This window comes from Massilia sp. Masssp94 (assembly GCF_059491305.1).
The window spans coordinates 6692252-6714933 of the sequence record NZ_CP168501.1; the positions used below are offsets into that span (position 1 = coordinate 6692252).

Annotated in this window: 15 protein-coding genes; 4 read left to right on the forward strand and 11 right to left on the reverse strand. The window is 66.3% G+C overall.

What is annotated here, in order from left to right; translation table 11 throughout:
- Window positions 1-83: 83 nt before the first annotated feature.
- The 6 genes from moaD to ACEN9G_RS29470 form a co-directional block, all read right to left on the reverse strand.
- The gene (gene moaD / locus ACEN9G_RS29445; protein ID WP_413338063.1) at window positions 84-341 is read right to left on the reverse strand and encodes a molybdopterin converting factor subunit 1; all 258 of its coding nucleotides are present in this window, start codon (window positions 339-341) and stop codon (window positions 84-86) included.
- A gap of 8 nt (window positions 342-349) precedes the next feature.
- Window positions 350-1558 (reverse strand): molybdopterin molybdotransferase MoeA, encoded by a 1209-nt coding sequence (locus ACEN9G_RS29450; RefSeq protein WP_413338079.1) that lies wholly within the window; start codon window positions 1556-1558, stop codon window positions 350-352.
- A gap of 23 nt (window positions 1559-1581) precedes the next feature.
- Window positions 1582-3063: a threonine synthase gene (gene thrC / locus ACEN9G_RS29455; RefSeq protein ID WP_413338065.1), complete on the reverse strand. Its 1482-nt coding sequence runs from the start codon at window positions 3061-3063 to the stop codon at window positions 1582-1584.
- A 146-nt stretch (window positions 3064-3209) separates the two neighbouring features.
- Window positions 3210-4586, reverse strand: a complete 1377-nt coding sequence (locus ACEN9G_RS29460) for an L-serine ammonia-lyase (protein WP_413338067.1) — start codon at window positions 4584-4586, stop codon at window positions 3210-3212.
- Between the two features lie 192 nt (window positions 4587-4778).
- Window positions 4779-5741: an NAD-dependent epimerase/dehydratase family protein gene (locus tag ACEN9G_RS29465; RefSeq protein ID WP_413338069.1), complete on the reverse strand. Its 963-nt coding sequence runs from the start codon at window positions 5739-5741 to the stop codon at window positions 4779-4781.
- Between the two features lie 98 nt (window positions 5742-5839).
- Complete coding sequence (locus ACEN9G_RS29470; protein WP_413338070.1) at window positions 5840-7045, reverse strand: glycine C-acetyltransferase; 1206 nt, start codon at window positions 7043-7045, stop codon at window positions 5840-5842.
- Window positions 7046-7179: 134 nt separating this feature from the next.
- Here ACEN9G_RS29470 and ACEN9G_RS29475 point away from each other — a divergent pair, with 134 nt between their 5' ends.
- Complete coding sequence (locus tag ACEN9G_RS29475; RefSeq protein ID WP_056129496.1) at window positions 7180-7749, forward strand: helix-turn-helix domain-containing protein; 570 nt, start codon at window positions 7180-7182, stop codon at window positions 7747-7749.
- A gap of 270 nt (window positions 7750-8019) precedes the next feature.
- Complete coding sequence (locus ACEN9G_RS29480) at window positions 8020-14160, forward strand: DUF7379 domain-containing protein (RefSeq protein ID WP_495605496.1); 6141 nt, start codon at window positions 8020-8022, stop codon at window positions 14158-14160.
- A 110-nt stretch (window positions 14161-14270) separates the two neighbouring features.
- Here ACEN9G_RS29480 and ACEN9G_RS29485 read toward each other — a convergent pair whose 3' ends face one another.
- The 5 genes from ACEN9G_RS29485 to ACEN9G_RS29505 form a co-directional block, all read right to left on the reverse strand.
- On the reverse strand, window positions 14271-14420 hold the full coding sequence (locus ACEN9G_RS29485; RefSeq protein WP_413338074.1) for a hypothetical protein: 150 nt from the start codon (window positions 14418-14420) through the stop codon (window positions 14271-14273).
- A gap of 152 nt (window positions 14421-14572) precedes the next feature.
- Entirely contained in the window at window positions 14573-16753 is a 2181-nt protein-coding gene (locus ACEN9G_RS29490; protein ID WP_413338076.1) for a prolyl oligopeptidase family serine peptidase, read from the reverse strand.
- Window positions 16754-16841: 88 nt separating this feature from the next.
- Window positions 16842-18257 (reverse strand): tetratricopeptide repeat protein, encoded by a 1416-nt coding sequence (locus ACEN9G_RS29495; protein WP_483127411.1) that lies wholly within the window; start codon window positions 18255-18257, stop codon window positions 16842-16844.
- 194 nt (window positions 18258-18451) lie between these two features.
- On the reverse strand, window positions 18452-19087 hold the full coding sequence (locus ACEN9G_RS29500) for a 3'-5' exonuclease (protein ID WP_413343719.1): 636 nt from the start codon (window positions 19085-19087) through the stop codon (window positions 18452-18454).
- Between the two features lie 27 nt (window positions 19088-19114).
- The gene (locus tag ACEN9G_RS29505) at window positions 19115-20365 is read right to left on the reverse strand and encodes an Hsp70 family protein (protein ID WP_413343718.1); all 1251 of its coding nucleotides are present in this window, start codon (window positions 20363-20365) and stop codon (window positions 19115-19117) included.
- A gap of 101 nt (window positions 20366-20466) precedes the next feature.
- On the opposite strand from ACEN9G_RS29505, the gene ctaD reads away from it, so the two are divergent.
- Together ctaD and ACEN9G_RS29515 are read left to right on the forward strand one after the other, a co-directional pair.
- Window positions 20467-22065: a cytochrome c oxidase subunit I gene (ctaD, locus tag ACEN9G_RS29510; RefSeq protein ID WP_413343716.1), complete on the forward strand. Its 1599-nt coding sequence runs from the start codon at window positions 20467-20469 to the stop codon at window positions 22063-22065.
- Between the two features lie 16 nt (window positions 22066-22081).
- Window positions 22082-22534 carry a DUF2244 domain-containing protein gene (locus tag ACEN9G_RS29515; protein WP_413343714.1) on the forward strand — a complete coding sequence of 151 codons (453 nt, stop codon included), beginning with the start codon at window positions 22082-22084 and terminating at the stop codon, window positions 22532-22534.
- The last annotated feature ends 148 nt before the right edge of the window (window positions 22535-22682 follow it).

Here is a 22682-nt window from a genome sequence, read left to right on the forward strand (position 1 = left end):
AGCCTCCGACTGCCTCGCTCGCGAACAACCGCATGCGGCTTCGAGAGCTCTGCATGGGTTCCCGCTTTCGCGGGAACGACGACTCATCCGCCGGTGACCGGCGGGAAGAACGCCACTTCCCCGCCTTCCTGTACCGGCGTCCCCGGCTCGCACATCACATGGTTGAACGCCATGCGCAGCGCGCGCTCATGCGCGAGGGCCTCGGCCCACGTGCCGCCGCGGGCGATCAGGAAGTCGCGCACGGCGCCCACGGTGGCCACACCTTCGGGCAGGTCGACCGACTCGCCCGAACTGCCTACGGCTTCACGCACGCTGGCAAAGAATCGCAGATTGATCTTCATAATATTTCTCAGTACTGCAGCGCCGCGAACGGAATGAAGCGCACGATGTCGCCCTTCGCGATCGCCTGGCCCGGCGGGTTGTCGATCAGGCCGTCGGCCCATACCGTCGACGTCAGCACGCCGGAGCCCTGGTTCGGGAACAGGTCCAGCCCGCCGGCATCGTTGATGCGGGCGCGCAGGAATTCGTTGCGGCGGTCCGGCTTCGTCCACTCGAAATCCGCGCGCAGCGGGATCGCCTTCGGTGCGACGCCGCCCGTGACGCCCTGCAGGCGCAGCAGGAACGGCCGCACGAACAGCAGGAACGTGATGAAGCTCGACACCGGATTGCCCGGGAGGCCCAGGAAGAACGCGGCGCCTGATCCTTCACGGTTCACTTCGCCGAATGCCAGCGGCTTGCCCGGCTTGACGGCGATCTGCCACATGTTCAGGCGCCCTTCCGCTTCCACGGCCGGCTTGATGTGGTCTTCCTCGCCGACCGAGACGCCGCCCGACGTGATGATCAGGTCGTGCTCGGCGGCCGCGGCACGCAACGTGTCGCGCGTGGCCCGCAGCGAATCCGGCACGATGCCGTAGTCGCTGATCTCGCAGCCGAGGTTTTCCAGCAGCCCGCGCAAGGTAAAACGGTTCGAATTGTAGATGGCGCCCGGCGCCAGCGGCTCGCCCGGCATCGCCAGCTCGTCGCCCGTAAAGAACACGGCCACGCGCACGCGCCGGCGCACGGGCAGGCGCGCGAGGCCGACGGAACTCGCCAACCCCAGCTCCTGGCCGCGCAGCCGCGTACCGGCCGGCAGGATCACGGAACCGGCGACGATGTCCTCGCCGGCGCGGCGGATCCATTCGCCCGACTGCGGCGCGTGTTTGATCGTCACCTGATCGCCGTTCGCCTCGCACTGCTCCTGCATCACGACGGCATCCGCACCCTCTGGAATCAGCGCGCCCGTGAAGATGCGCGCGGCGGTGCCCGGTTCCAGGGGCTGGCCGACGGTGCCGGCCGGGATGCGCTGGGCGATGCGCAACGTGACCGACCCGCTGGCGCAATCGGACGCGCGGACGGCATAGCCATCCATCTGCGTGTTGTCCGCCGACGGCACGTTCAAGCCCGACACCTGGTCGCAAGCGAGCACGCGGCCGTTGGCGGCAAGCGTGTCGACGTCCTCGACGCCGTCGACGGCACGCGCCGCCGCCAGCAGGAAGTCCAGCGCCTCCCGCACCGGCATCAGCGGCTTGCGTGCAGGCTGGTTCACTTGTCCAGCCCCGTGTGCGCCGCGATGAACTGCTTCATCTCGGCGACGTTCGGCTGCATGACGACGAAGCGCTGCGGCAGCGACTCGATGTCCTCGAAGCCGGCCGGACGCGCGGCGTCGGTGCCCAGCGCTTCCAGGATCGTCTCGTTGAACTTGGCGGCCAGCGCCGTCTCCAGCACGATCATCGGCACGCCCGGCTCCACGTGTTCGCGCGCGACCTTGATGCCGTCGGCCGTGTGCGTGTCGATGGTGATGCCGTAGTCGTCGAACACGTCGCGGATCGTCGCGAGACGGTCTTCGTGCGTCGAGCAGCCCGACTGGAAGCCATAGTTCGCGACCAGCTTGAATTCGTCGCCGTCGCTGCCCGGCGCGCCCGACAGGTCGAAGCCGCCGTGCGTGTCGACCTTGCGAAACAGCGCGTGCGTGCGGTCCGCATCGCGGCCGACGAGGTCGTACACGAAGCGCTCGAAGTTCGATGCCTTCGAGATGTCCATCGACGGGCTCGACGTGTGATACGTCTCGGACGATTTACGGACGCGGTACACGCCGGTGCGGAAGAATTCGTCCAGCACGTTGTTCTCGTTCGTCGCGACGACCAGCTTCGCGATCGGCAGGCCCATCATGCGCGCGATGTGGCCGGCGCAGATATTGCCGAAGTTGCCCGACGGGACGGTGAACGACACTTTCTGGTCGTTCGACGTCGTCGCGCTCAGGTAACCGCGGAAGTAGTACACGACCTGCGCGACGACGCGCGCCCAGTTGATCGAGTTCACCGTGCCGATCTTCTGGCGGACCTTGAATTCGAGGTCGTTCGACACGGCCTTGACCATGTCCTGGCAATCGTCGAACACGCCTTCGACGGCGATATTGTGGATGTTCGGATCCTGCAGGCTGAACATCTGGGCGGTCTGGAACGCGCTCATCTTCTTGTGCGGCGACAGCATGAACACGCGGATGCCTCGCTTGCCGCGCATCGCGTATTCGGCCGCGCTGCCCGTGTCGCCGGAGGTGGCGCCGAAGATGTTCAGCTCGTCGCCGTTCTTCGCCAGCGCGTATTCGAACAGATTGCCCAGCAGCTGCATCGCCATGTCCTTGAAGGCCAGCGTCGGGCCGTTCGACAGGCCCTGCAGGATCAAGGTGCGTTCCGGCGACTGTTCCAGCACGCGCAGCGGCGTGATCTGGCTTGCGGACTCGTCGGCGCGGGCGTTCCTGTAGACCTCGGGGGTGTACGTCTTCGCCGTGAGGGCCTTCAGGTCGGCGTCCGGAATATCGGTCGCGAACTTGCGCAGGATCTCGTACGCGAGTTCCGCGTAGGACAGCTTGCGCCAGGCGTCGAGCTCGGCGCCGGTCACCTGCGGGTACTGTTCGGGCAGATACAGCCCGCCGTCCGGCGCCAGGCCGCCCAGCAGGATGTCGGAAAATTGTTGGGGATTACGTGCTGCGGACGCGCTCGTTGCGCGGGTGGACACATATTGCATACGATAGAAAAGATCGGGGTTGGCTGGCGTTGGATATTTATTATAGTCCGGACGAGCAATATTGTCTTTTTACCGAATATTGTTTTGTTATTTCGTTGGAAAATGATGCGCTGCAATGCGGCGGGCGCGAAAGCCCACCGTTTGCATCAGCACGCGGCGTGATTCACCGTCACCACGTGGATCGCCAGGCCGCCCAGCGACGTTTCCTTGTACTTCGCCTGCATGTCGAATCCGGTCTGGCGCATCGTCTCGATGACCTCGTCCAGGGTGACGAAGTGCGTGCCGTCGCCCTTCATCGCCAGCGACGCCGCCGTGATCGCCTTGATCGCGCCCATGCCGTTGCGTTCGATGCACGGGATCTGGACGAGGCCGCCGATCGGGTCGCAGGTCATGCCCAGATGGTGTTCGATGCCGATCTCGGCCGCGTTTTCGATCTGGCCGTTGGTGCCGCCCAGCGCGGCGACGAGCCCCGCCGCCGCCATCGCGCACGCGACGCCGACCTCGCCCTGGCAACCGATCTCCGCACCGGAGATGGAAGCGTTCTTCTTGCACAGCATGCCGATCGCGGCCGCCGTCAGCAGGAAGTCGTGGATGCCGCGGCGCGCATCGGTCGGACGGCAATCCTCGGCGTAGTAGCGCAACACGGCCGGGACGATGCCGGCCGCGCCGTTCGTCGGCGCCGTCACCACGCGGCCGCCGGCCGCATTCTCTTCGTTGACGGCCATCGCGTACAGGCTGACCTGGTTGACGGCGTCGTGCGGCAGGTGGTTCGTCGCGTAGCGCGCCGCCTGCTCCTGGCGCCACAGCTTCGCCGCGCGGCGCTTGACGTTCAGCCCGCCCGGCAGTTCCCCTTCCGTGACGAGGCCGTGCTCGATGCAGCTGCGCATCACTGCCCAGATGCGGTCCAGGCCGGCATCCAGTGCGTCGTTCGTCATGCGCGCGCACTCGTTCGCGCGCAGCATGGCCGGGATCGCCAAGCCGTCGCGCTCGCCCTGCGCCAGCAGCTCGCGCATCGTCGAGAACGGGAACGGCACCGCGACCGTCTCGCGCGCCGCCTGCGTTTCGCCCGGGGCCGTGACGAAGCCGCCACCGACCGAGTAATAAATGCGCTCGATGACGCTGCCGTCGGCCAGCTTCAGCACGAAGCGCATGCCGTTCGGATGGTCCGGCAGCGTGGATTGCTTGTGCCACACGAGGCCCGTGCCGCGGGTGAACGGCACAGTCTTGGTGCCGAGCAGGTTCAGCACGCCGTCCAGTTCCGCTTCCGCGAGCTTGTCCTCGACGGTGTCCGGGTCGACGTCCTGCGGCGTCTCGCCCATCAGGCCGAGGATGACCGCCTTGTCGGTGGCGTGGCCGACGCCCGTCAGCGCCAGCGAGCCGTACAGGTGTGCTTCCACGCCCACGACATCGCTGAGCGGGCCGCATTCGACGAGGAAGCGGCGCGCGGCGACCATCGGGCCGACGGTGTGCGAACTGGATGGGCCGATGCCGATCTTGAACAGGTCAAATACGCTCATGTCCATGAGCTGTCTCCTTGTTGTGTAGCGGGCTGTTGGAACGTCTCGTGGACGCCGCCCTCAAAAAGCGTCATTCCCGCGGCAGCGGGAATCCATACTGAATCGGCAATGCCAGCTCAGCTCGGATTCCCGCCTTCGCGGGAATGACGGTGCATATGTTGTCCACTTATGGTGAATCCACACATGCGCATAGTGTACTCAAGCCGCCTTGCTCAACCCGACATCGACATTGGCCAGCATGTCCTCGACCATCTCGTCGACCTTGACGCGCGCCTTCCAGCCCCAGTCCGCGGTCGCGCGGCTGTCGTCGAGGCTCTTCGGCCAGGAATCGGCGATCTGCTGGCGGCTGTCCGGCTGGTACGCGATGCGGAACGCCGGCAGTTTTTTCTGGATGGCGGCGGCCAGTTCGCGCGGGTTGAACGACACGCCGGCCACATTGTACGAGGAACGGATGACGACCTGCTCCGCGGGGGCCTCCATCAGCTCGATGGTGGCGCGGATCGCGTCCGGCATGTAGATCATCGGCAGCGTCGTTTCCGGGCCGAGGAAGCATTCGTACGTCTCGCCGCGCAGGGCCGCGTGGAAGATGGCGATCGCGTAGTCCGTCGTGCCGCCGCCCGGGGGCGACTTGTAGCTGATGATGCCGGGGTAGCGGATGCTGCGCACGTCCACGCCATACTTCGCGTGGTAGTACTCGCACAGGCGCTCGCCGGCCAGCTTGCTGATGCCGTAGATCGACGTCGGATCCATGATCGTGGTCTGCGGCGTGGCTTCCGCCGGCGTATTCGGGCCGAACGCGGCGATCGACGACGGCCAGAACACCTTCAGCGGCTTGCCGGCGTCTCCCCGCTCGCGCGCGATCTCGAGGATGTTCAGCAGGCCGTCCATGTTCAGCGTCCATGCCTTCAACGGCGCCTTTTCGCCCGTGGCCGACAGCAGCGCCGCCAGCTGGTAGACCTGCGTGATGTCTTCGACGGCGATCAGGCGGGCCACCCCGTCCTTGTCGAGCACGTCGACGCGGACGTAGCGCGCGGCGCCGTAGACGTTGTCCGTGCCGATGTCCGCTGCGATCACGTTGGCCGCGCCGTGCTGCTGCGCGAGGGCGGTTACCAGTTCACTGCCGATCTGGCCGTTGGCGCCGATGACGAGGATGCGTTCCATGCTTGTTTTCCTTGCTCTTTTTGCGGCTTCGTGAGCCTGTTCCGGCGCGCCGCTTCGTGGGCGGCGCATCCGGTCGATCGATGATCCGGCTGTCGCGGTCAGGCGGCCTTGATGATGCCCAGTTCGCGGCCGGCCTGCTCGAAGGCGCCCAGCACCTTGTCGAGCTGTTCGCGGGTATGCGCGGCCGACAGCTGCACGCGTACGCGCGCCTGCCCCATCGGCACCACCGGGTAGAAGAAGCCCGACAGCAGCACGCCCAGTTCGAACATGCGGGCGGCGAATTTCTGCGCGACGGGTGCGTCGAACAACATCACCGGCACCACCGGGTGCGTGCCCGGCTTGATGGTGAAGCCGATGCGCTCGATCTCGCGGCGGAAATAGGCCGTGTTCTCGTGCAGGCGGTCGCGCAGTTCGGTCGACTTGCCGATGCGGTCCAGCACCGCGAGCGACGCGCCCGCGATCATCGGCGCCAGCGTGTTCGAGAACAGGTACGGACGCGATTTCTGGCGCAAGGTCTCGATGACTTCCTTGCGGCCGGAGGTAAAACCGCCCATCGCGCCACCCAGCGCCTTGCCGAGGGTGCCCGTGATGATGTCGATCCTGCCGATCACGCCGCAGTGCTCGTGCGTGCCGCGGCCCGTCTTGCCCATGAAGCCGGACGCATGCGACTCGTCGATCATCGTCAGCGCGCCATATTTCTCGGCCAGCGCGACGATCCTGTCGAGCTGCGCGATCGTGCCGTCCATCGAGAACACGCCGTCCGTGACGATGATCTTGTGGCGCCTGCCGGCTTCCGTCGCGGCCTGCAGCTGCTTTTCCAGGTCGGCCATGTCGTTGTTGGCATAGCGGTAGCGCGCGGCCTTGCACAACCGGATGCCGTCGATGATCGACGCGTGGTTCAGCGCATCCGAGATGATCGCGTCGTTCTCGTCGAACAGCGGCTCGAACACGCCGCCGTTGGCGTCGAACGCGGCGGCGTACAGGATCGTGTCTTCCGTGCCGAGGAAGTCCGACAGCTTCTTCTCGAGTTCCTTGTGCACCGTCTGCGTGCCGCAGATGAAACGCACGGACGACAGGCCGTAGCCGTATTTCTGCAGCGCCGCTTCGGCGGCCTTCTGCGTCTCGACGTCGCCCGACAGGCCGAGGTAGTTGTTGGCGCACATATTGATCAGCGTGCGGCCATCGTCCGCGACCACTTCGGCGCCCTGGCGCGAGGCAAGCACGCGTTCGGGCTTGAACAGGCCCCCGGTCTTGAGCGTGTCGAGTTTCTGCTGGAGGCCGCTATAGAATGCTTGATCGCTCATGTTTCCTCGTCCTTGTCGGTTGGCGAATGGTATAGTGTGGATTCGTTCGATGTATGGAACTTGTTCTATATTTCGAACAGAAATTCAATATATTGAATATTACTCCCAGCCATTGAACTTGGCAAGCAAGCTCCATGAACAACAATACCAGTGCTCCGCCGGAAGTCGGCGCCACCCTGCAGCGGCTGCGACTCGCACGCGGCCTGACCCTGGAAGACCTGTCGCGCATCGCCGGCGTGTCCAAATCGATGCTGTCGCAGATCGAGCGCGAAAAGGCCAACCCCACCATCGCCATCACGTGGCGCCTGGCCAATGCGCTCGGCGTGCAGATCGGCGAATTACTCTCCTCCGAAGTGCGCGCGGTCGACCTGATCCGTGTCGTCGACGCCCACGAAATCCCCACCTTGCCCGGCAGCCACGCGGGCTACTCCCTGCGCATCCTGGGACCGATGGACCTTGCCGGCAAGTATGAATGGTATGAACTGACCTTGCAGCCGGGCGGCGAACTGGCGTCGCAGGCCCATGATCCTGGTACCAACGAGCACTTGACCGTGGTAACTGGGACGGTGGAATTGGAGGTCGGGGCCGAGAAGCGAAAAATCAAGCACGGCGCGACGGCGCGTTATCCGGCCGACCAGAATCATGCCATCCGGAATGCCGGCAAGACGGAGGCGAAGGCCTTGCTGGTGGTCGTACACCGCTAGCTGGGCGGCACTTCCGTTTCACTCAACACGCGAACCTCTCGTCAAAAGGTCGATCTTACGCTGTACATTTGCGCACGCCGTTCATATAACTCACAGCAACCGCCAGGCCGGGCTTTCCCAAGTCAATCTCGTCATTGATCCGCCGTCAACAGGACTCATCCGACTGCGTTCCCATCGACAACCGCCATTGCCGCCGACCGCCCGGCACGATGTGGGTTGCACCCCGCGTGCCGTCCGTTTGCAGCATGGCAAAGACCAGAGAGGTTAGCCATGACCGACCAAGCTCGCGGCGATACCGTGATGTTGACCATCACAGGGCGTCAGCTTGAAACGAAACCGATGCCGGCAGCCTTCGTGCGCGTCATTCCTCGCGCCGCCGGTCCCGGTCAGGAAGCCGACGACGAGCTGCTGCCACCGGGCCTGGAAACGGTGTGGGCGATCGACGTGAGTCCCGCCGCGCGCGACACCGAAGCGACGACGAAGACCTTCTCGGTAGCACCCGATCATATCGTCGTCCTGGAGTTGGCGGACGGGGGGACGCTCGTGGCCAACCCGGCCCGCCTGAAGGAGGCGCTGGACCGCGCCGGCGACAGCCAGTTGCAGAAACAGAAAGACAGCCAGCCCGACCTCGACAAGCTGGGCCCGGATACGAACGCGCAGCGCGGTGCGGTGGCCATGCTGAAGGGGTTGATCAGCAGGATCACGCTGCTCGCGGTGCCGGAGTCGGGTCACGACGACCTGCTGCGCGACGTCGCCGCCGACGTCGGCATGGCCCAGGCCGGCGTGACCTGGCTCGGCACCATGGCCCTGATGAAAGCCATCGAGGCGCGCCTTGACCGCCCTGGCCTGTGTCGCCTCGAATATGGGGGAGGCACACCGCACGACCTGGCGGAGTTGAAATTGACTGAAGCAAATCTGACGGGCCCCGGTTCCAAGCCATTGTCGCCGGACACGCACCTGCTCGTGTTTATCCATGGCACCGGATCGAGCACCGCAGGCAGTTTCGGCCACCTGTGCACCGCGGAACCAGACCTTTGGAAAAGCCTGGTCAATCGCTTTGGCGAACACATCTACGGCTTCGAACACCGGACGCTATCGCAAAGCCCGATCGAAAACGCACTCGACCTGGTCCGCGCCCTGCCGCACGGCGCCCAGGTCTCGCTGGTCTCGCACTCGCGCGGCGGCCTGGTCGCGGACTTGCTGTGCCTGGCCGATTTCGGCGCCCAGATCGAAAACTATTGCTACCGGTTTCCTTCGCCGGGAACGCACGACGAGAAGTTGGGCAAGGCCATCCTGGATGGGTTGAAGGACGCCTACGGCGACCAACTCAAGATGCTGCTGAATCTCGCCGGCGAACTTCGCGACCGCAAGCTCGTGATTCGCAGGTATGCGCGCATCGCCAGCCCCGCCAACGGGACGCTGCTGGCCAGCGGTAACTTCGACGTGTTCCTGTCAAGCGTGCTGACCCTGCTCGGCGCCGTGCCCTTCCTCTATTCGAGCTTGCTGTACCGGGAGTTCCGGCGCGCCGTCATCGAAATCGCCAAGCGCCGCACGGACCCGCACATGGTGCCCGGCATCGAGGCCATGCTGCCGGATTCGCCCCTGACCCAGTTCCTGTGCGTGGCGCCGGTCCAACCCGGCATCCAGATGGCGGTCATCGCCGGCGACGCCGAGGGCGGCGACATGCTGAGCCGGCTGCGCGTCGCGCTCACCGACTTCGTCCTGTTCGACAAGGAAGACAACGACCTTGTGGTCGACACGCCCGCCATGCTGGCAGGGATCGCTCCCAGAGCCAACGCGCGCATATTGTTCGAACGGGGGAGCAACGTATCGCACTTCCGCTATTTCACCAACAGTTCCAGCCGCATCGCGGTGCGCGATTGGCTGCTGAGTCCCGACGTCGACAAGCTGGACCGTTTCATCACGCTGCCCGAACGCGAGGACTACGCCGCCGCCATGGCAAAGGCGACAAGCTGGCGGGGCCGCAGCGGCGCGGCGCGGCTGCCGATCGTCGTGGTCCTGCCGGACCTGATGGGATCGCACCTGAAGACCAGGCAGAATCACATCTGGTTCCCGCCCCTGCCAGGCGCGCGCGGGCTGGAACTGCTCGAGCTCCCCGATGCGAACTGTTACGACACCGAGGCGACGGACATATTCGACATCTTGTACGGCAACCTGTGCCGCCACCTCGCCGACAGTCACCAGGTGGAGCCGTTTCCTTATGACTGGCGGCTGTCGCCGGAAGACCTTGGAAAGCGGCTCGCCGCCTTTCTGGAGCGTTTCCGCGACAGCCAGGTTCCGGTGCGCTTCCTCGCCCACGGCATGGGCGGCCTCGTGGTGCGTGCCTGTGCCTGCCTGCCCGCACAAAACATCCTCCGCATCCTCATGGAGCGCAAAGGTGCGCGCATCGTCATGCTCGGCACACCCAACCGCGGCACCCATTCGATAGTGGCCGACCTGCTGGGCAAAGGCGACGGCTTCCGCTCACTATGGCGGCTCGACGTCAACGGCCCCTCCCTCCGGAAGCTGCTGGACACCTTCGCGCGCTTTCCAGGTGTGCTCAGCCTGCTTCCTGCGCGTGACTTCGCCGAAACCGTCGGCATGATACCGGGCAGCAGAGAACACGATTATTACGACGCGCAGGAGTGGAAGCGCCTGGCCGGCCTCGTTTCCGACCGCTGGTTCGGCGCCGGATGCAGCGCCACGCCATCGCAGGCACTGCTGGTCCAGGCCGCGTGGCTGTCCGACAAGAATGCCGAGCTGGAACGGGAGCGCGTCGGCAAGGCGCTCCCGACCGCGAGTTCGGATCCGACCACGATCTATGTGTTCGGCGTCGCACCCAGCACGCCTTGCGGCCTCGTGGAGCTTGCCGGACTTCCGCATCCGGGCATGATGGCCACCCCGTCCGGCGACGGCATCGTGACCTGGGAATCCGGCCGGTTGCCCGGCATCGACAGCTATTACTTCATGCCGGCCCGCCATGGCGACATGGCGGCAACGCAGGAGTACTTCCCGGCGCTTGCCGAACTGCTGAAAGCCGGCACAACCCGCCACCTGTCGCACGAACCGCCGCTGCGGACGATCGAGAAGATGGGTCCCGTCATGTACGACGCGGCGCCCCCGACCGCGGCCGACACCGAGGCGGTGCAGCGCTGCCTGCTCGGCGGCTCGCTGCGTAGCCGGCTGCCGGCCGCGCCGCCGCGCCGCCTGGACGTCAAGGTGCGTGCGATGGACCTGCGCTTCCTCTCCATGCCGATCATGGTCGGCCACTACGAACAGGATCCGATCTCCGGACCGGAAGCCCTGATCGACCGCGAACTCCTCGGTGGCGACCTGAGCAAGCGCTACAACCTCGGCCAGTACGCAGGCGCACGCGGTTCCGCGACCGTCGTGCTGCGCGGCGCGCGCGCCGGCGAGCGCGCGGCCCGCCTGAGCGGTGCGGTGGTCACCGGACTGGGGCGCTACGACGTCTCGCTCAGTGCCTCCGAGCTCACCGAATCGGTGCGCGTGGGCGCTCTGCGTTTCCTGCTGCAGGTAATGGATGTGCTGGGGAAGGATGAACGTGAGCTGGCGCTGAGCTCGCTGTTGATCGGCTTTAATTCCTCCGCCAACCTGTCCGCCGCGGCGTCGGTCGAGGCATTGGTCCGCGGCGTGGTGCTGGCCAACGCCCGCTTCCACGAGCGGACAGGTACCAACATCCACATCGCCACGCTCGATATCGTCGAACTGTACCTGGACACGGCCATCAGCGCCGTATACGCGTTGCGCGACTTGCGCGAACGTATGAAGCAGTTCGCCGCCAGCCACAACACGGAACTCGTGACCTGCGATGAGCTGGTCAGCGGCGAAGGGATGCGCCAGCGCCTGCACGATACGGCGGAGGCCAGCTACTGGCCGCGCATCATCGTCACGGACGCGGACCGGACCGAGGAAAATGCACTCGCCCCGCCGGCCCTCAAGCCGACAGAACAGGCAGAGGCGCCGATCGCCGATCGTCTCCGCTTCATGTACGTCGGCACCCGGGCGCGCGCCGAGACCATCGTCCAGCAGCGCCAGCCGAGCCTGATCGAGACGCTGGTCCGGCGCCAGATCGCGAGCCACAAATGGGACCCGGAGTTCGGCCGCATGCTGTATCAACTGATGGTGCCGCACGATTTCAAGGATGCGGCGCGCCAGCTCGACCGGCTGGTTCTCGTCGTCGACGGGTATACGGCCAACCTGCCATGGGAACTGATGCTGGCCGAGGAGCCGCCGCGCGAGCGCACCGGGGCCGAGCGCGAGAACATGCCGCTTGCGGTACGCGCGTCCGTCGTACGGCAGCTTGCCTCGCTGCGCTACCGGCCGCAGGTGGTGCAGGCGATGGCATACACCGCGTTGGTCATCGGCAATCCATCCGTGCGGGGCTTCCAGGACGGATTCGTCCCGACCGACGGTGACGCGGCCGCCTGGCAACCGGCGCCGCTCCCCGGCGCCCGCGACGAGGCATTGACGATCGCCCAGGTCTTGAAAAAACATAGTTATGAAGTACAGCAGCTCATCGGCTACGAGTCCGTCGTGGCAACCTTCACGGAGGACGCCGCCGTCACGGCCCGCGGCGGCCCGATGCGCCTCGGCCCACCCGTTCCGGAGGACGCCGGCAACGATACCGACGCGGCCCATGTGCTGGCCGCGCTGTACCGGCAGCCGTGGCGCATCCTGCACATTTCCGGGCACGGCGTGTTCCACATGCAGCACAAGGACGGGCGACCGCGCAGCGGCGTGCTGCTATCGGACGGTTTGCTGATCACCGCGGCCGAAATCTCGGCGATGGAAGTGGTACCCGAACTGGTGTTTCTGAATTGCTGCCATACCGGGCAATTCGACGATGGACGCCAGAGCAACCGTCTGGCCGCCAGCATTGCCCGCGAACTCATCGAGATCGGGGTGCGTTGCGTGCTCGTGACGGGCTGGGCGGTCGACGACGCGTTGGCGCAGCGCTTCGGCACCTGCTTCTACAATCAGCTGCTAGGGCAACGTCAACAGTTCGGCGAAGCAGTCAAGGTCGCTCGTTACGAAGTCTGGGAGCGCAATCGGAACGATCTCACCTGGGGCGCGTTCCAGGCCTACGGCGATCCTGGCTGGACTGCGGAATCTAGCACCGACAACACCGACGAACCGGTACTGCAGGATACCCCGTTCGTTGCGCTGGAAGAACTGTTGGAGGCCCTGGCGGATGCCCGGGTGCGCCTGGCGCACCAGCGCGATACGTACGCCGAGCAGGAAAGCGCCCTCATCGCGAAGCGGGTCGACATGCTCGTGGACAAGCGATGCCAGCCCAAATGGCGGGTGCGTCCCGAGTTGCATTCGGCCCTCGGCGCCACGAGGCGGGAGCTGAACCAGATCGAAGAGGCCTACGATGCCTTCCTGCGCGCGGCCCAACTTGAGGATCAATACGGCAAATTGTCGGTCCGTGACATCGAACAACTGGCGGAGGTCGAGGCCCAGTACGGCGAACAGTGCGCCGCGCGCGCGCTCCCGCCGGAGAACGGCAAAGGGCCGGACCAGGCGCAGTTGCGCAAGGCACTGGCGCGCAGCGACGCTTTGCTCCAGCGTGCGTTGGCACGGGTCGATTCGCTCGACCATTTGTCCGACATCGCCGTCGGGCCCGACGCCAACCGGGCCACACCGGCCGGGCCTGGCGTGGCACCGAATTGCCTGCGCCAGGCCTTGCGCGGCAGGATCCACCGCCGTATGGCCAGCGTGCAGGCGCGCCGGCTGCTGGCCCTGTCCGAAGACCGCACCCAGGAAATCGCAGATGCCGCGACCAGGATGGAAGAGCAGTTGCGCCTGGCCACCGACGCTTACCGGAAAGCCGAAGGCAAAACAGCCCTCGGCAATATTGCTCCCGACCTTGCCCTGAGCAGGCTGGCGCTGGAGGCGCTGGCCGGCCTGTACACCGCCGACAAGACGCAAGGCGCCGCCATCACGTTCGCCCGGCTGTGCGGCACCTACGCCTGCGAGACCGACCCATCCACCGATACCGCGTCGACTCTGCTACGGGCCAAGGCGCTGCTGGTGGAGACCCTGATCACGGGCACTCTCGGGGATGACGGCGCCAGCGGCCAGGCCAGCTTCGACAACGTGCTGCTGGCCTATACCGACGCTACCCATGGCGTCGCGCTGAAACCGTCGGAGATGGATGTCATCGTGACCGACATCGAGGCGCTGGCGCGCCTGTACCGGGCTTTGAGCACGCGCCGCGAAGGCCCGGACGAAAGCTACAAGCGGATCGCCAGGACACGGGAACAGATCGCCGACAACCTCAGAAAGCTGGCGCTCAGGCTGCAGCCTTCGCGTGTGCAGCGGGCGGAACGACATAGCGCGGCGAGCCTGACCCGGCCGGAAAGCGCGGAGGTCGCGAAAAGCTTCTGACGGCCCGGCAGGCGGGCACGGCGCCAAACAAAAACCCCCGCAGGCGGCGGGGGTTGTCGGGTCCTTCGGGGCACAGCGCCGCCACAGCGGGACGGCGGTGCAAGCGCGACTTACATCGGCGGCTGCAGGCCGTTCTGGTACGCGGCGCCGACGGTTTCGATGGCGCGGCGCATTTCCATGCAGAACGTGCGAAACATGCGGCTCAGTTTGCTGTCGCCGGTGGCGGTGTTGCGGGTCGAGATCGTGGTATAGGCGTTCATGACAGCTCCGTTTTCAATATCGTTCGTTGATGACTGAAGTCTACGCCCACATCAGATATCAATCCAATTTCCTTTTCCGATCTCCGCAATAGGTTTCCGTGATGTCTCCCCGCTGTCATATTGCAGCCGCTGACAGCGGGGATCACGCAAACTTATATCTCCGCGCCGCCCGCGACGGTGGGCGACATCTCCACGTTGAGCGCCTTCGTCAGGAAGCCCCAACGGTCGGCCACTTCCTCGATCTGCTTGTTCGTCGGCTTGCCCGCGCCGTGGCCAGCCTTCGTGTCGATGCGGATGAGCACCGGATTCGGTCCGGCCTGCGCCGCCTGGGCCGTCGCGGCGAACTTGAAGCTGTGCGCCGGCACCACGCGGTCGTCATGGTCGGCCGTCGTGATCATCGTGGCCGGGTAGCATGTGCCCTGCTTGAGGTTGTGCAGCGGCGAATACTTCACCAGGGCCTTGAACTCATCCGGGTTTTCGGACGAGCCATAGTCCGACGTCCAAGCCCAGCCGATCGTGAACTTGTGGAAGCGCAGCATGTCCATCACGCCCACCTGCGGGATCGCCGCCGCGAACAGCTCGGGCCGCTGAGTCATCGCCGCGCCCACGAGCAGGCCGCCGTTGCTGCCGCCGCCGATCGCGAGTTTCGCGGGCGACGTTACCTTGTTGGCAAGGAGCCATTCCGCCGCGCCGATGAAGTCGTCGAACACGTTCTGCTTCTTGAGCTTCGTGCCGGCCTCGTGCCACGCCTCGCCGTATTCGCCGCCGCCGCGCAGGTTGGCGACAACGTACACGCCGCCCATTTCCATCCACGCCAGGTTGGCCGGCGAGAAGGCCGGGGTCAGCGAAATATTGAAGCCGCCGTAGCCGTACAGATAGGTCGGATTGTTGCCGTCCAGCTTCAGTCCCTTTTTCGACACGATGAACATCGGCACGCGCGTGCCGTCGCGGCTCGTGAAGAACTGCTGGCGCGTTTCGTAGTCGTTCGGGTCGAACTGGACCTTCGGCTGGCGGAACACGGTACTGGTGCCCTTCTTCATGTCCAGCCGGTAAATCGTCGTCGGCGTCGTGAAGCTGGTGAACGAGAAGAAGGTTTCCTTGTCGCCACGCTTGCCCGTGAAGCCCGCGACGCTGCCGATGCCCGGCAGCACCACCTCGCGCACCGGCTTGCCCTTCAGGTCCGTGATCCTGACGACACTGCGCGCGTCGGCGAGGTATTGCGCGATCAAGCGGTCGCCGACGAGGTGCGCCGCCACGAGCGTCTGCTCGCCTTCCGGCACGATCGTCTTCCAGTTCGCCTCCCGCGGCTTGCGGGTGTCGATCGCGACGATGCGCTGGCGCGGCGCATCGCGGTCCGTGACGAAATAGAACACGGGACCTACGTTGTCGACGAAGTCGTAGGCCGCGTCGAAGTTGTTGATCAGCGGTTGCACCTTCGCGCCCGGCTTCGTCAAGTCCTTGTAGAACACGCGGTATTTATGGGCCGTACCCTTCGTCGCGGTGATGATGAGGTAGCGGCCGTCGTCCGTCGTCGCGGCACCGAAACCCCACTCCTTCTCGTCCGGCCGGTCGTAGACGAGCACGTCGGCGTCCTGCGGCGTACCCAGCTTGTGGTAGTACAGCTTCTGGAAGTAATTCACGTCTTCGAGCTTGGTCGCTTCCTTCGGCTCGTCGTAGCGGCTATAGAAGAAACCCTTGCCGTCGCGCGTCCAGGCCGTCTCCGAGAACTTGACCCACTTGATGTGATCCGCGAGATCCTTGCCCGTCACCACATCGCGCACCTTGATCTCGTTCCAGTCCGAGCCCGAGGCCGCGGTCGAGTATGCGAGCCGCTTGCCGTCCGGGCTCACGGCGAGGCCGGCCAGGGCGACGGTGCCGTCGGCGGCCAGCGTGTTCGGGTCGAGCAGCAGGCGCGGCGTGTCCGTCAGCGACGTCATCGTGTACAGCACGGCCTGGTTCTGCAGGCCGTCGTTGCGGCTGAAGAAATAGCGGCCGCCTTCGCGGAACGGCACGCTGTAGCGCTCGTAGTTCCACAGCTGGGTGAGGCGCTGGCGGATCGCGGCGCGCTGGGGGATCGTGGCCAGGTAAGCCTGCGTCACCTGGTTTTCCGCGTCGACCCACGCCTTCGTGTCCGCGCTGTTGGCGTCTTCCAGCCAGCGGTACGGATCGGCGACGGTCGTGCCGAAATAGGTGTCGGTCTGGTCGCCTTTCTTCGCGACCGGATAGGTCAGCGGCGTGGCGCTGCCCTGGCAGGTCTGGCTGTTGGCCGGACCGGCGAGCGCCGCAGCGAGAGCGACGAAGGCGGCGACAAAGGTGGCATGTCTCATGTGCATGGTTGTTGTCGTTGTACGATGGGTTGTCGGCGGATGCCGCTGAGCATGATAGCGCGATTCAGCTGTCAGGACGACAACACCGCCGGGCTCACGCGGCACGCCGCTCCGGCCCCGCGTACGACCGGGCACTCTGCCACTGGCGCCGCATGTCGTCCGCGCTCGCGATCTGTTCCTCCGACAGGCGGCGCGCGACGATCGCCTTGTTCGCGCTGGCGGCCGGGTCGCCCGCGTCGGCCGCGAGCAGCATCCACATGTACGAGCGCACGGTATCGCGCGCGACGCCGCGGCCGCTGTTGTACATGCCGCCCAGGTTGTACTGGGCCAGCGCGTGGCCCTGTTCGGCGGCGAGCCGGTACCAGTGCACGGCCTGCGCGTCGTCCTGCGGCACGCCCTGGCCGTTCGCATACATGACGCCGAGATTGTTCTGGGCGCTCGCATCGCCCTGCTCGGCGGCGCGCCGGTACCAGGCCGCCGCCAGCGCCTCGTCGCGGCGCACGCCCTGGCCGTTCGCGTATATCACGCCGAGCGTGAACTGGGCCTTCGCGGCGCCCTGCTCGGCCGCGCGCCGGTACCAGTACAGCGCCTGCTCCGGATCGCGTGCGACGCCGCGCCCGAACGCGTAGCGGTTGCCAAGGTTCACCTGGGCCAGCACGTGGCCCTGCTCGGCCGCGGCCAGCGTCCAGGCCAGCGCGGGGCCGCTCCAGCGCGCCCCATCGCCCGCCCCCGCGAGTGCCTCGGCGTCGGCCGCGCCCAGCAACTGGGCCAGGCTGAACTGCGCTTCCGCGTCGCCCTGCTCGGCGGCGCATTCGAGCCAGGCGCGCGCACCCTGCGCGTCGGACGGCAACCCATGCCCCACCAGGTACGCGAGCCCCAGCAGGCGCTGCGCCGGCGCATGGCCGCGCGCGGCCGCGCGCCGGAACCAGTACAACGCCTCGGCCTCGCTGGGGGCCACGCCCTCGCCGCCGCGGTACATCAGCCCGAGGCAGACGGCGGCCTCGGCATCGTCCAGCAGCGCGGCCTTGCGGAACCACGCCATCGCGAGCGGCAGGCTGCGCGCGACGCCCGCGCCGTCCCGGTAGCACGTGCCGAGCAGCCGCTGGGCGCTGGGCAGGTCCTGCTCGGCCGCCTTGTAGTACCAGGCGACGGCCTGGGCGGAGTCGCGCACGACGCCCCGCCCGGCCCGGTACAGGTCGCCCAGGTTCTGCTGCGCCGACGCGTCGCCCTGCGCGGCGGCGAGGCCGAACCAGTACGCTGCTTCGTAGTCGGACTGCACCACGCCCCGCCCCAGGAAATACATGCTGCCCAGGTGGTTCTGGGCGAACGCGAGACGCTGGCGCGCGGCCCGCTCCAGCCACCGGCAGGCGGCGACGTCGTCCTGCGGGGCACCGTCGCCTTCCTTGTACATCATGCCCAGGTTGAACTGCGCATAGGCATCGCCACACGCGGCGGCGCGGGCGAACCAGGCGAGCGCGCCGGCGCGCGGGAGGGACTCGTGACTGTGCATGCGGTAGCTCCTGACGGACACGCGTTGAGGCCAAGAATTGCAAAAATTGTAATGACGAGATGCATTACGGATTTGACTTGCAACAACGTGAAGGGGATGGACGACGGCAAAAACGACGCCGGCGCGACGGCTCGGCCGGCGGGGACAGTGCCACGCGACGAAGCCCTACTGCATGCAGGAAATATAAAGCCGGATCAGGCCGTTACGCGCCGCCCGGCCGCGTACACGCCCATGAATGCGTCGACCTTCGCGGCCGCCACGCGGTTCAGCGAGACGAGCAGGTCCGGGTCGACGCCCGCCAGCCCGTAGGCGTCGCCGAGGTGCCGGCCGATGTGCAGCAGCAGCTGGGCGGCCACTTCGGCGTCGGCCTCGGCCCGGTGGGCGTTGCCCTTGAACACGATGCCGAGCGCACGCGACAACTGGCCCAGCTTGTAGCTCGCCATGCCGGGGAACACGCGGCGCGACAGCTTCAGCGAGCACACGAGCCCGCCATGCCGGCAACCGTGTCCCAGCAGCGCGCCCTCGGCCTTGAGGAATTTCTCGTCGAAGCTCGCATTGTGCGCGGCCAGCACGTCGTCGCCGATGAAGTCGATGAGCGCGGGCACGACCTCGGCGGCCGGCGGCGCGCCGTCGACCATCGCCTGCGTGATGCCCGTCAGCTGGGTGATGAACGACGGCACGCGCACGCCGCAGTTCACGAGCGAGACGTAGCGCTCGACGATCCGGCCGTCCGCGATGCGCAGGGCCGCCACCTCGGTGATGCGGTCGCCGCCGTCGGGCGACAGGCCGGTGGTCTCGAAGTCGAGCATGACGATGGGGCGTTCGAACACGGTGATCCTTTCTTTGACCAGATCGCTTCAACCAAACTTACGGGCGGCGTCGATCGCCAGCCCGGCGCCGATGCTGCCGAACAGGTCGCCTTCGACGCGGCGCGCGTCCGGTACGATCGCGGCGATCCGCTCGCGCAGGCTCGCCACGCCGCTGGAACCGCCCGTGAAGAACACGGTATCGACGCGCTCCGGCCCGATGCCCGCTTCGTCCAGCAGGCGCTGCACGGTCGCGCCGACGCTGTCGATCATGCCGGCGATCGCGTCCGTGAACAGGTCGCGGTGCACGCGCAGCAGTTCGGGCGGGTCGAGGCGGTCGAGGTCGAGCGCCACTTCCGGCGTGTCCGACAGGCCGATCTTCGCTTCTTCCACGCGCATCGCGAGCCAGTGGCCGGCGCGGTCGTCGATCAGGCGCTGCAGGCGCTTGAGCTTGTCGGGCTCGGCCGCGTCGCGCACGAGGTCAGCGAGCTGCGCGACGCTCTTGCGCGTATAAGCCTGGTTGATCGTGTGCCACGTCGCCAGGTTGAAATAATAGCTCGACGGCACCGAGGCCCCCGACAGCAGCGTGCTGCCATGGCCCAGCAGCGGCATGACGGACGCCAGGCTCAGGTATTTGTCGAAGTCCGTGCCGCCGATGTGCACGCCGCCGGTGGCGAGGATGTCGTCGCGGCGGTCCAGGCGGTTCGCGCGCGCCGGCCCCAGGCGCACGAGCGAGAAGTCGGACGTGCCGCCGCCGATGTCGGCGATCAGCACCAGTTCCTCGCGTTCGATGCGGGATTCGTAGTCGAACGCGGCCGCGATCGGTTCGTACTGGAAGCCGATCTCCGTGAAGCCCACGGAACGGGCGATGTCGGCCAGCGTGTCCTCGGCGAGGCGGTCCGCCTCCGGGTCGTCGTCGACGAAGTACACGGGGCGGCCGAACACGGCACGGTCGAACCCGCGGCCCGCCTCGCACTCGGCGCGGCGCTTGACCTCGCCGATGAAATGCCCCAGCAGTTGACGGAACGGCAACGCGCGGCCCGCGACCTCCGTCTGGCCATCCATCAGGCTGGTGCCCAGCAGGCTCTTCAGCGACCGCATCAGGCGCCCGTCATAGCCTTCCAGATAGTCGGCCAGCGCGGCGCGGCCGTAGCGTACCTGCTCGTCGTCGGCATTGAAGAACACGACGGACGGCAGGGTCGCCTTGCCGTCCTCGAGGGGCAGCAGCGTGGGTTGGCCGGGCCGCACCCAGCCGACGGTGGAATTGGACGTGCCGAAATCGACGCCGCAAGCGTTGGCCATGGAAGTCTCTCGATGAAAGGGGCGAGATGTTACCAGATTCCGGGCGCGGAACCAACGCCGGCCCGGCTTGTCTCATGCACACGACGCCAAACGGAGCAGATATGTCGACGACGGCAGGCAGTTCCGATTACAGCCCCGGCAGCCATGCCGGCGGGCACACCCACCCGCACGGGTGGCGCCGCTGGCTGTTCGCAACGAACCACAAGGACATCGGCACGCTGTACCTGTGGTTCTCCGTCACCATGTTCATGGTCGGCGGCGTGCTGGCCCTGCTGATCCGGCTGGAACTGTTCCAGCCCGGTCTGCAATTCTTCCAGCCGGAGCTGTACAACCAGTTCGTCACCATGCACGGCCTCGTGATGATCTTCGGCGCCATCATGCCCGCCTTCGTCGGGTTCGCGAACTGGATGATCCCGCTGCAGGTGGGCGCGGCCGACATGGCGTTCGCACGCATGAACAATTTCTCGTTCTGGCTCCTGGCGCCCGCCGCGATCCTGCTCGTGGGCTCGTTCTTCGTCGCCGGCGGCGCCAACGCGGCCGGGTGGACCATGTACCCGCCCCTGTCGGTCCAGATGGGGCCGGGCATGGACATGACGATCTTCGCCGTGCACATGATGGGCGTGTCGTCCATCATGGGCGCCATCAACATCGTCACGACGATCCTGAACCTGCGCGCGCCCGGCATGTCGCTGATGAAGATGCCGATGTTCTGCTGGACGTGGCTGATCACCGCCTACCTGCTGATCGCCGTGATGCCGGTGCTCGCGACGGCCGTCACGATGATCCTCACCGACCGCCATTTCGGCACCACGTTCTTCAACGCGGCCGGTGCCGGGGACCCCGTCATGTACCAGCACATCTTCTGGTTCTTCGGCCACCCCGAGGTCTACATCATGATCCTGCCCGGCTTCGGCATCATCTCGCAGGTCATTCCCGCATTTTCGCGCAAGGCCCTGTTCGGCTATGCGTCGATGGTCTATGCGACGGCCGCCATCGCCATCATCTCGTTCATCGTGTGGGCGCACCACATGTTCACGACGGGCATGCCCGTCACGGGCCAGCTGTTCTTCATGTATGCGACGATGCTGGTCGCCGTCCCCACCGGCGTGAAGGTGTTCAACTGGGTGGCCACGATGTGGAAGGGGTCGCTCAGTTTCGAAAGTCCGATGCTGTTCGCCGTCGGCTTCATCTGGGTATTCACGATCGGCGGGTTCACGGGCCTCATCCTCTCCGTGGCGCCGATCGACGTCCAGGTGCAGGATACTTACTACGTGGTCGCGCACTTCCATTACGTGCTGGTGGCGGGGTCGCTGTTCGCCCTGTTCGCCGGCTATTACTACTGGGCGCCGAAATGGACCGGACACATGATCGACGAACGACGGGGGCGTTTTCACTTCTGGAATTCGCTCGTCTGGGTCAACGTGACCTTCTTCCCGATGCATTTCCTCGGGCTGGCGGGCATGCCGCGCCGCTACGCCGACTATCCCGTCCAGTTCACGGACTTCCACGCCATCACGTCCGTCGGCGCCCTGCTGTTCGGCCTGTCGCAGGTGTACTGGCTCGTTTGGGTCGTGATCCCGAACATCCGCGGCGGCGCGCCCGCACCGCCGAAGCCATGGGAAGGCGCGGAAGGCCTCGAATGGACCGTCCCCAGCCCGGCGCCCTTCCACACGTTCGAGACGCCGCCGCTCGTCAAGTGAACCCGGGAGTGCCTCCATGACGCGCGAATGGACATTGCGGCGCAATTGCTCCCTGTCCCCGCGCCAGGTCGCGCGCGCGTACGCCGTCCTGTGTCTCGGCTCGCTCGCCGTCGCGCTCGGCTTTCTCCTTCAAGGCATCTGGTTCGTCCTCGCGTTTTCCCTGCTCGAGCTGGCACTCGTCGGGCTCGCCCTCCTCGTCTATGCGCGCCACGCGACGGACCACGAGCGCATCGCCCTGTCCGAGTCCGGCCTGCTCGTCACCTGCGTCCAGGCCGACCACCGGGAACTCGTGCGGCTCGATCCACTGTGGACCCGCGTCGTCGTGCCGGACGAACGCCGCCGCACGCTGATCCAACTGGAATCGCGCGGCGTGAAGGTCGAGATCGGGCGCTTCGTGGACGATACGCGGCGCCGCCAGGTGGCGCGCGAACTGCGCCAGGCGCTGCGCAGCGTATCCGCGATGCGGTAGCGCAACGCTGTCAGAACGCGTTCCCGGCTGAAACGAAGCGCGCCGGGATACCCGTATTCCCACTCCTACGGACAGCTTTCTCGTCAACCTGATCCGTGTAAGCCGCGTCCGACAACCACACGGCGACGCGACCGATGTTTCTATTTTC

Coding starts and splice junctions, on each gene's coding strand:
- ACEN9G_RS29465 (WP_413338069.1), bottom strand. CDS start 5,741: ATGGAACGCATCCTCGTCATCGGCGCCAACGGCCAGATCGGCAGTGAA.
- moaD (WP_413338063.1), bottom strand. CDS start 341: ATGAAGATCAATCTGCGATTCTTTGCCAGCGTGCGTGAAGCCGTAGGC.
- ACEN9G_RS29490 (WP_413338076.1), bottom strand. CDS start 16,753: ATGCACATGAGACATGCCACCTTTGTCGCCGCCTTCGTCGCTCTCGCT.
- ACEN9G_RS29505 (WP_413343718.1), bottom strand. CDS start 20,365: ATGGCCAACGCTTGCGGCGTCGATTTCGGCACGTCCAATTCCACCGTC.
- ACEN9G_RS29480 (WP_495605496.1), top strand. CDS start 8,020: ATGACCGACCAAGCTCGCGGCGATACCGTGATGTTGACCATCACAGGG.
- ACEN9G_RS29485 (WP_413338074.1), bottom strand. CDS start 14,420: ATGAACGCCTATACCACGATCTCGACCCGCAACACCGCCACCGGCGAC.
- thrC (WP_413338065.1), bottom strand. CDS start 3,063: ATGCAATATGTGTCCACCCGCGCAACGAGCGCGTCCGCAGCACGTAAT.
- ACEN9G_RS29470 (WP_413338070.1), bottom strand. CDS start 7,045: ATGAGCGATCAAGCATTCTATAGCGGCCTCCAGCAGAAACTCGACACG.
- ACEN9G_RS29515 (WP_413343714.1), top strand. CDS start 22,082: ATGACGCGCGAATGGACATTGCGGCGCAATTGCTCCCTGTCCCCGCGC.
- ACEN9G_RS29450 (WP_413338079.1), bottom strand. CDS start 1,558: ATGCCGGTGCGGGAGGCGCTGGACTTCCTGCTGGCGGCGGCGCGTGCC.
- ctaD (WP_413343716.1), top strand. CDS start 20,467: ATGTCGACGACGGCAGGCAGTTCCGATTACAGCCCCGGCAGCCATGCC.
- ACEN9G_RS29460 (WP_413338067.1), bottom strand. CDS start 4,586: ATGGACATGAGCGTATTTGACCTGTTCAAGATCGGCATCGGCCCATCC.
- ACEN9G_RS29495 (WP_483127411.1), bottom strand. CDS start 18,257: ATGCACAGTCACGAGTCCCTCCCGCGCGCCGGCGCGCTCGCCTGGTTC.
- ACEN9G_RS29475 (WP_056129496.1), top strand. CDS start 7,180: ATGAACAACAATACCAGTGCTCCGCCGGAAGTCGGCGCCACCCTGCAG.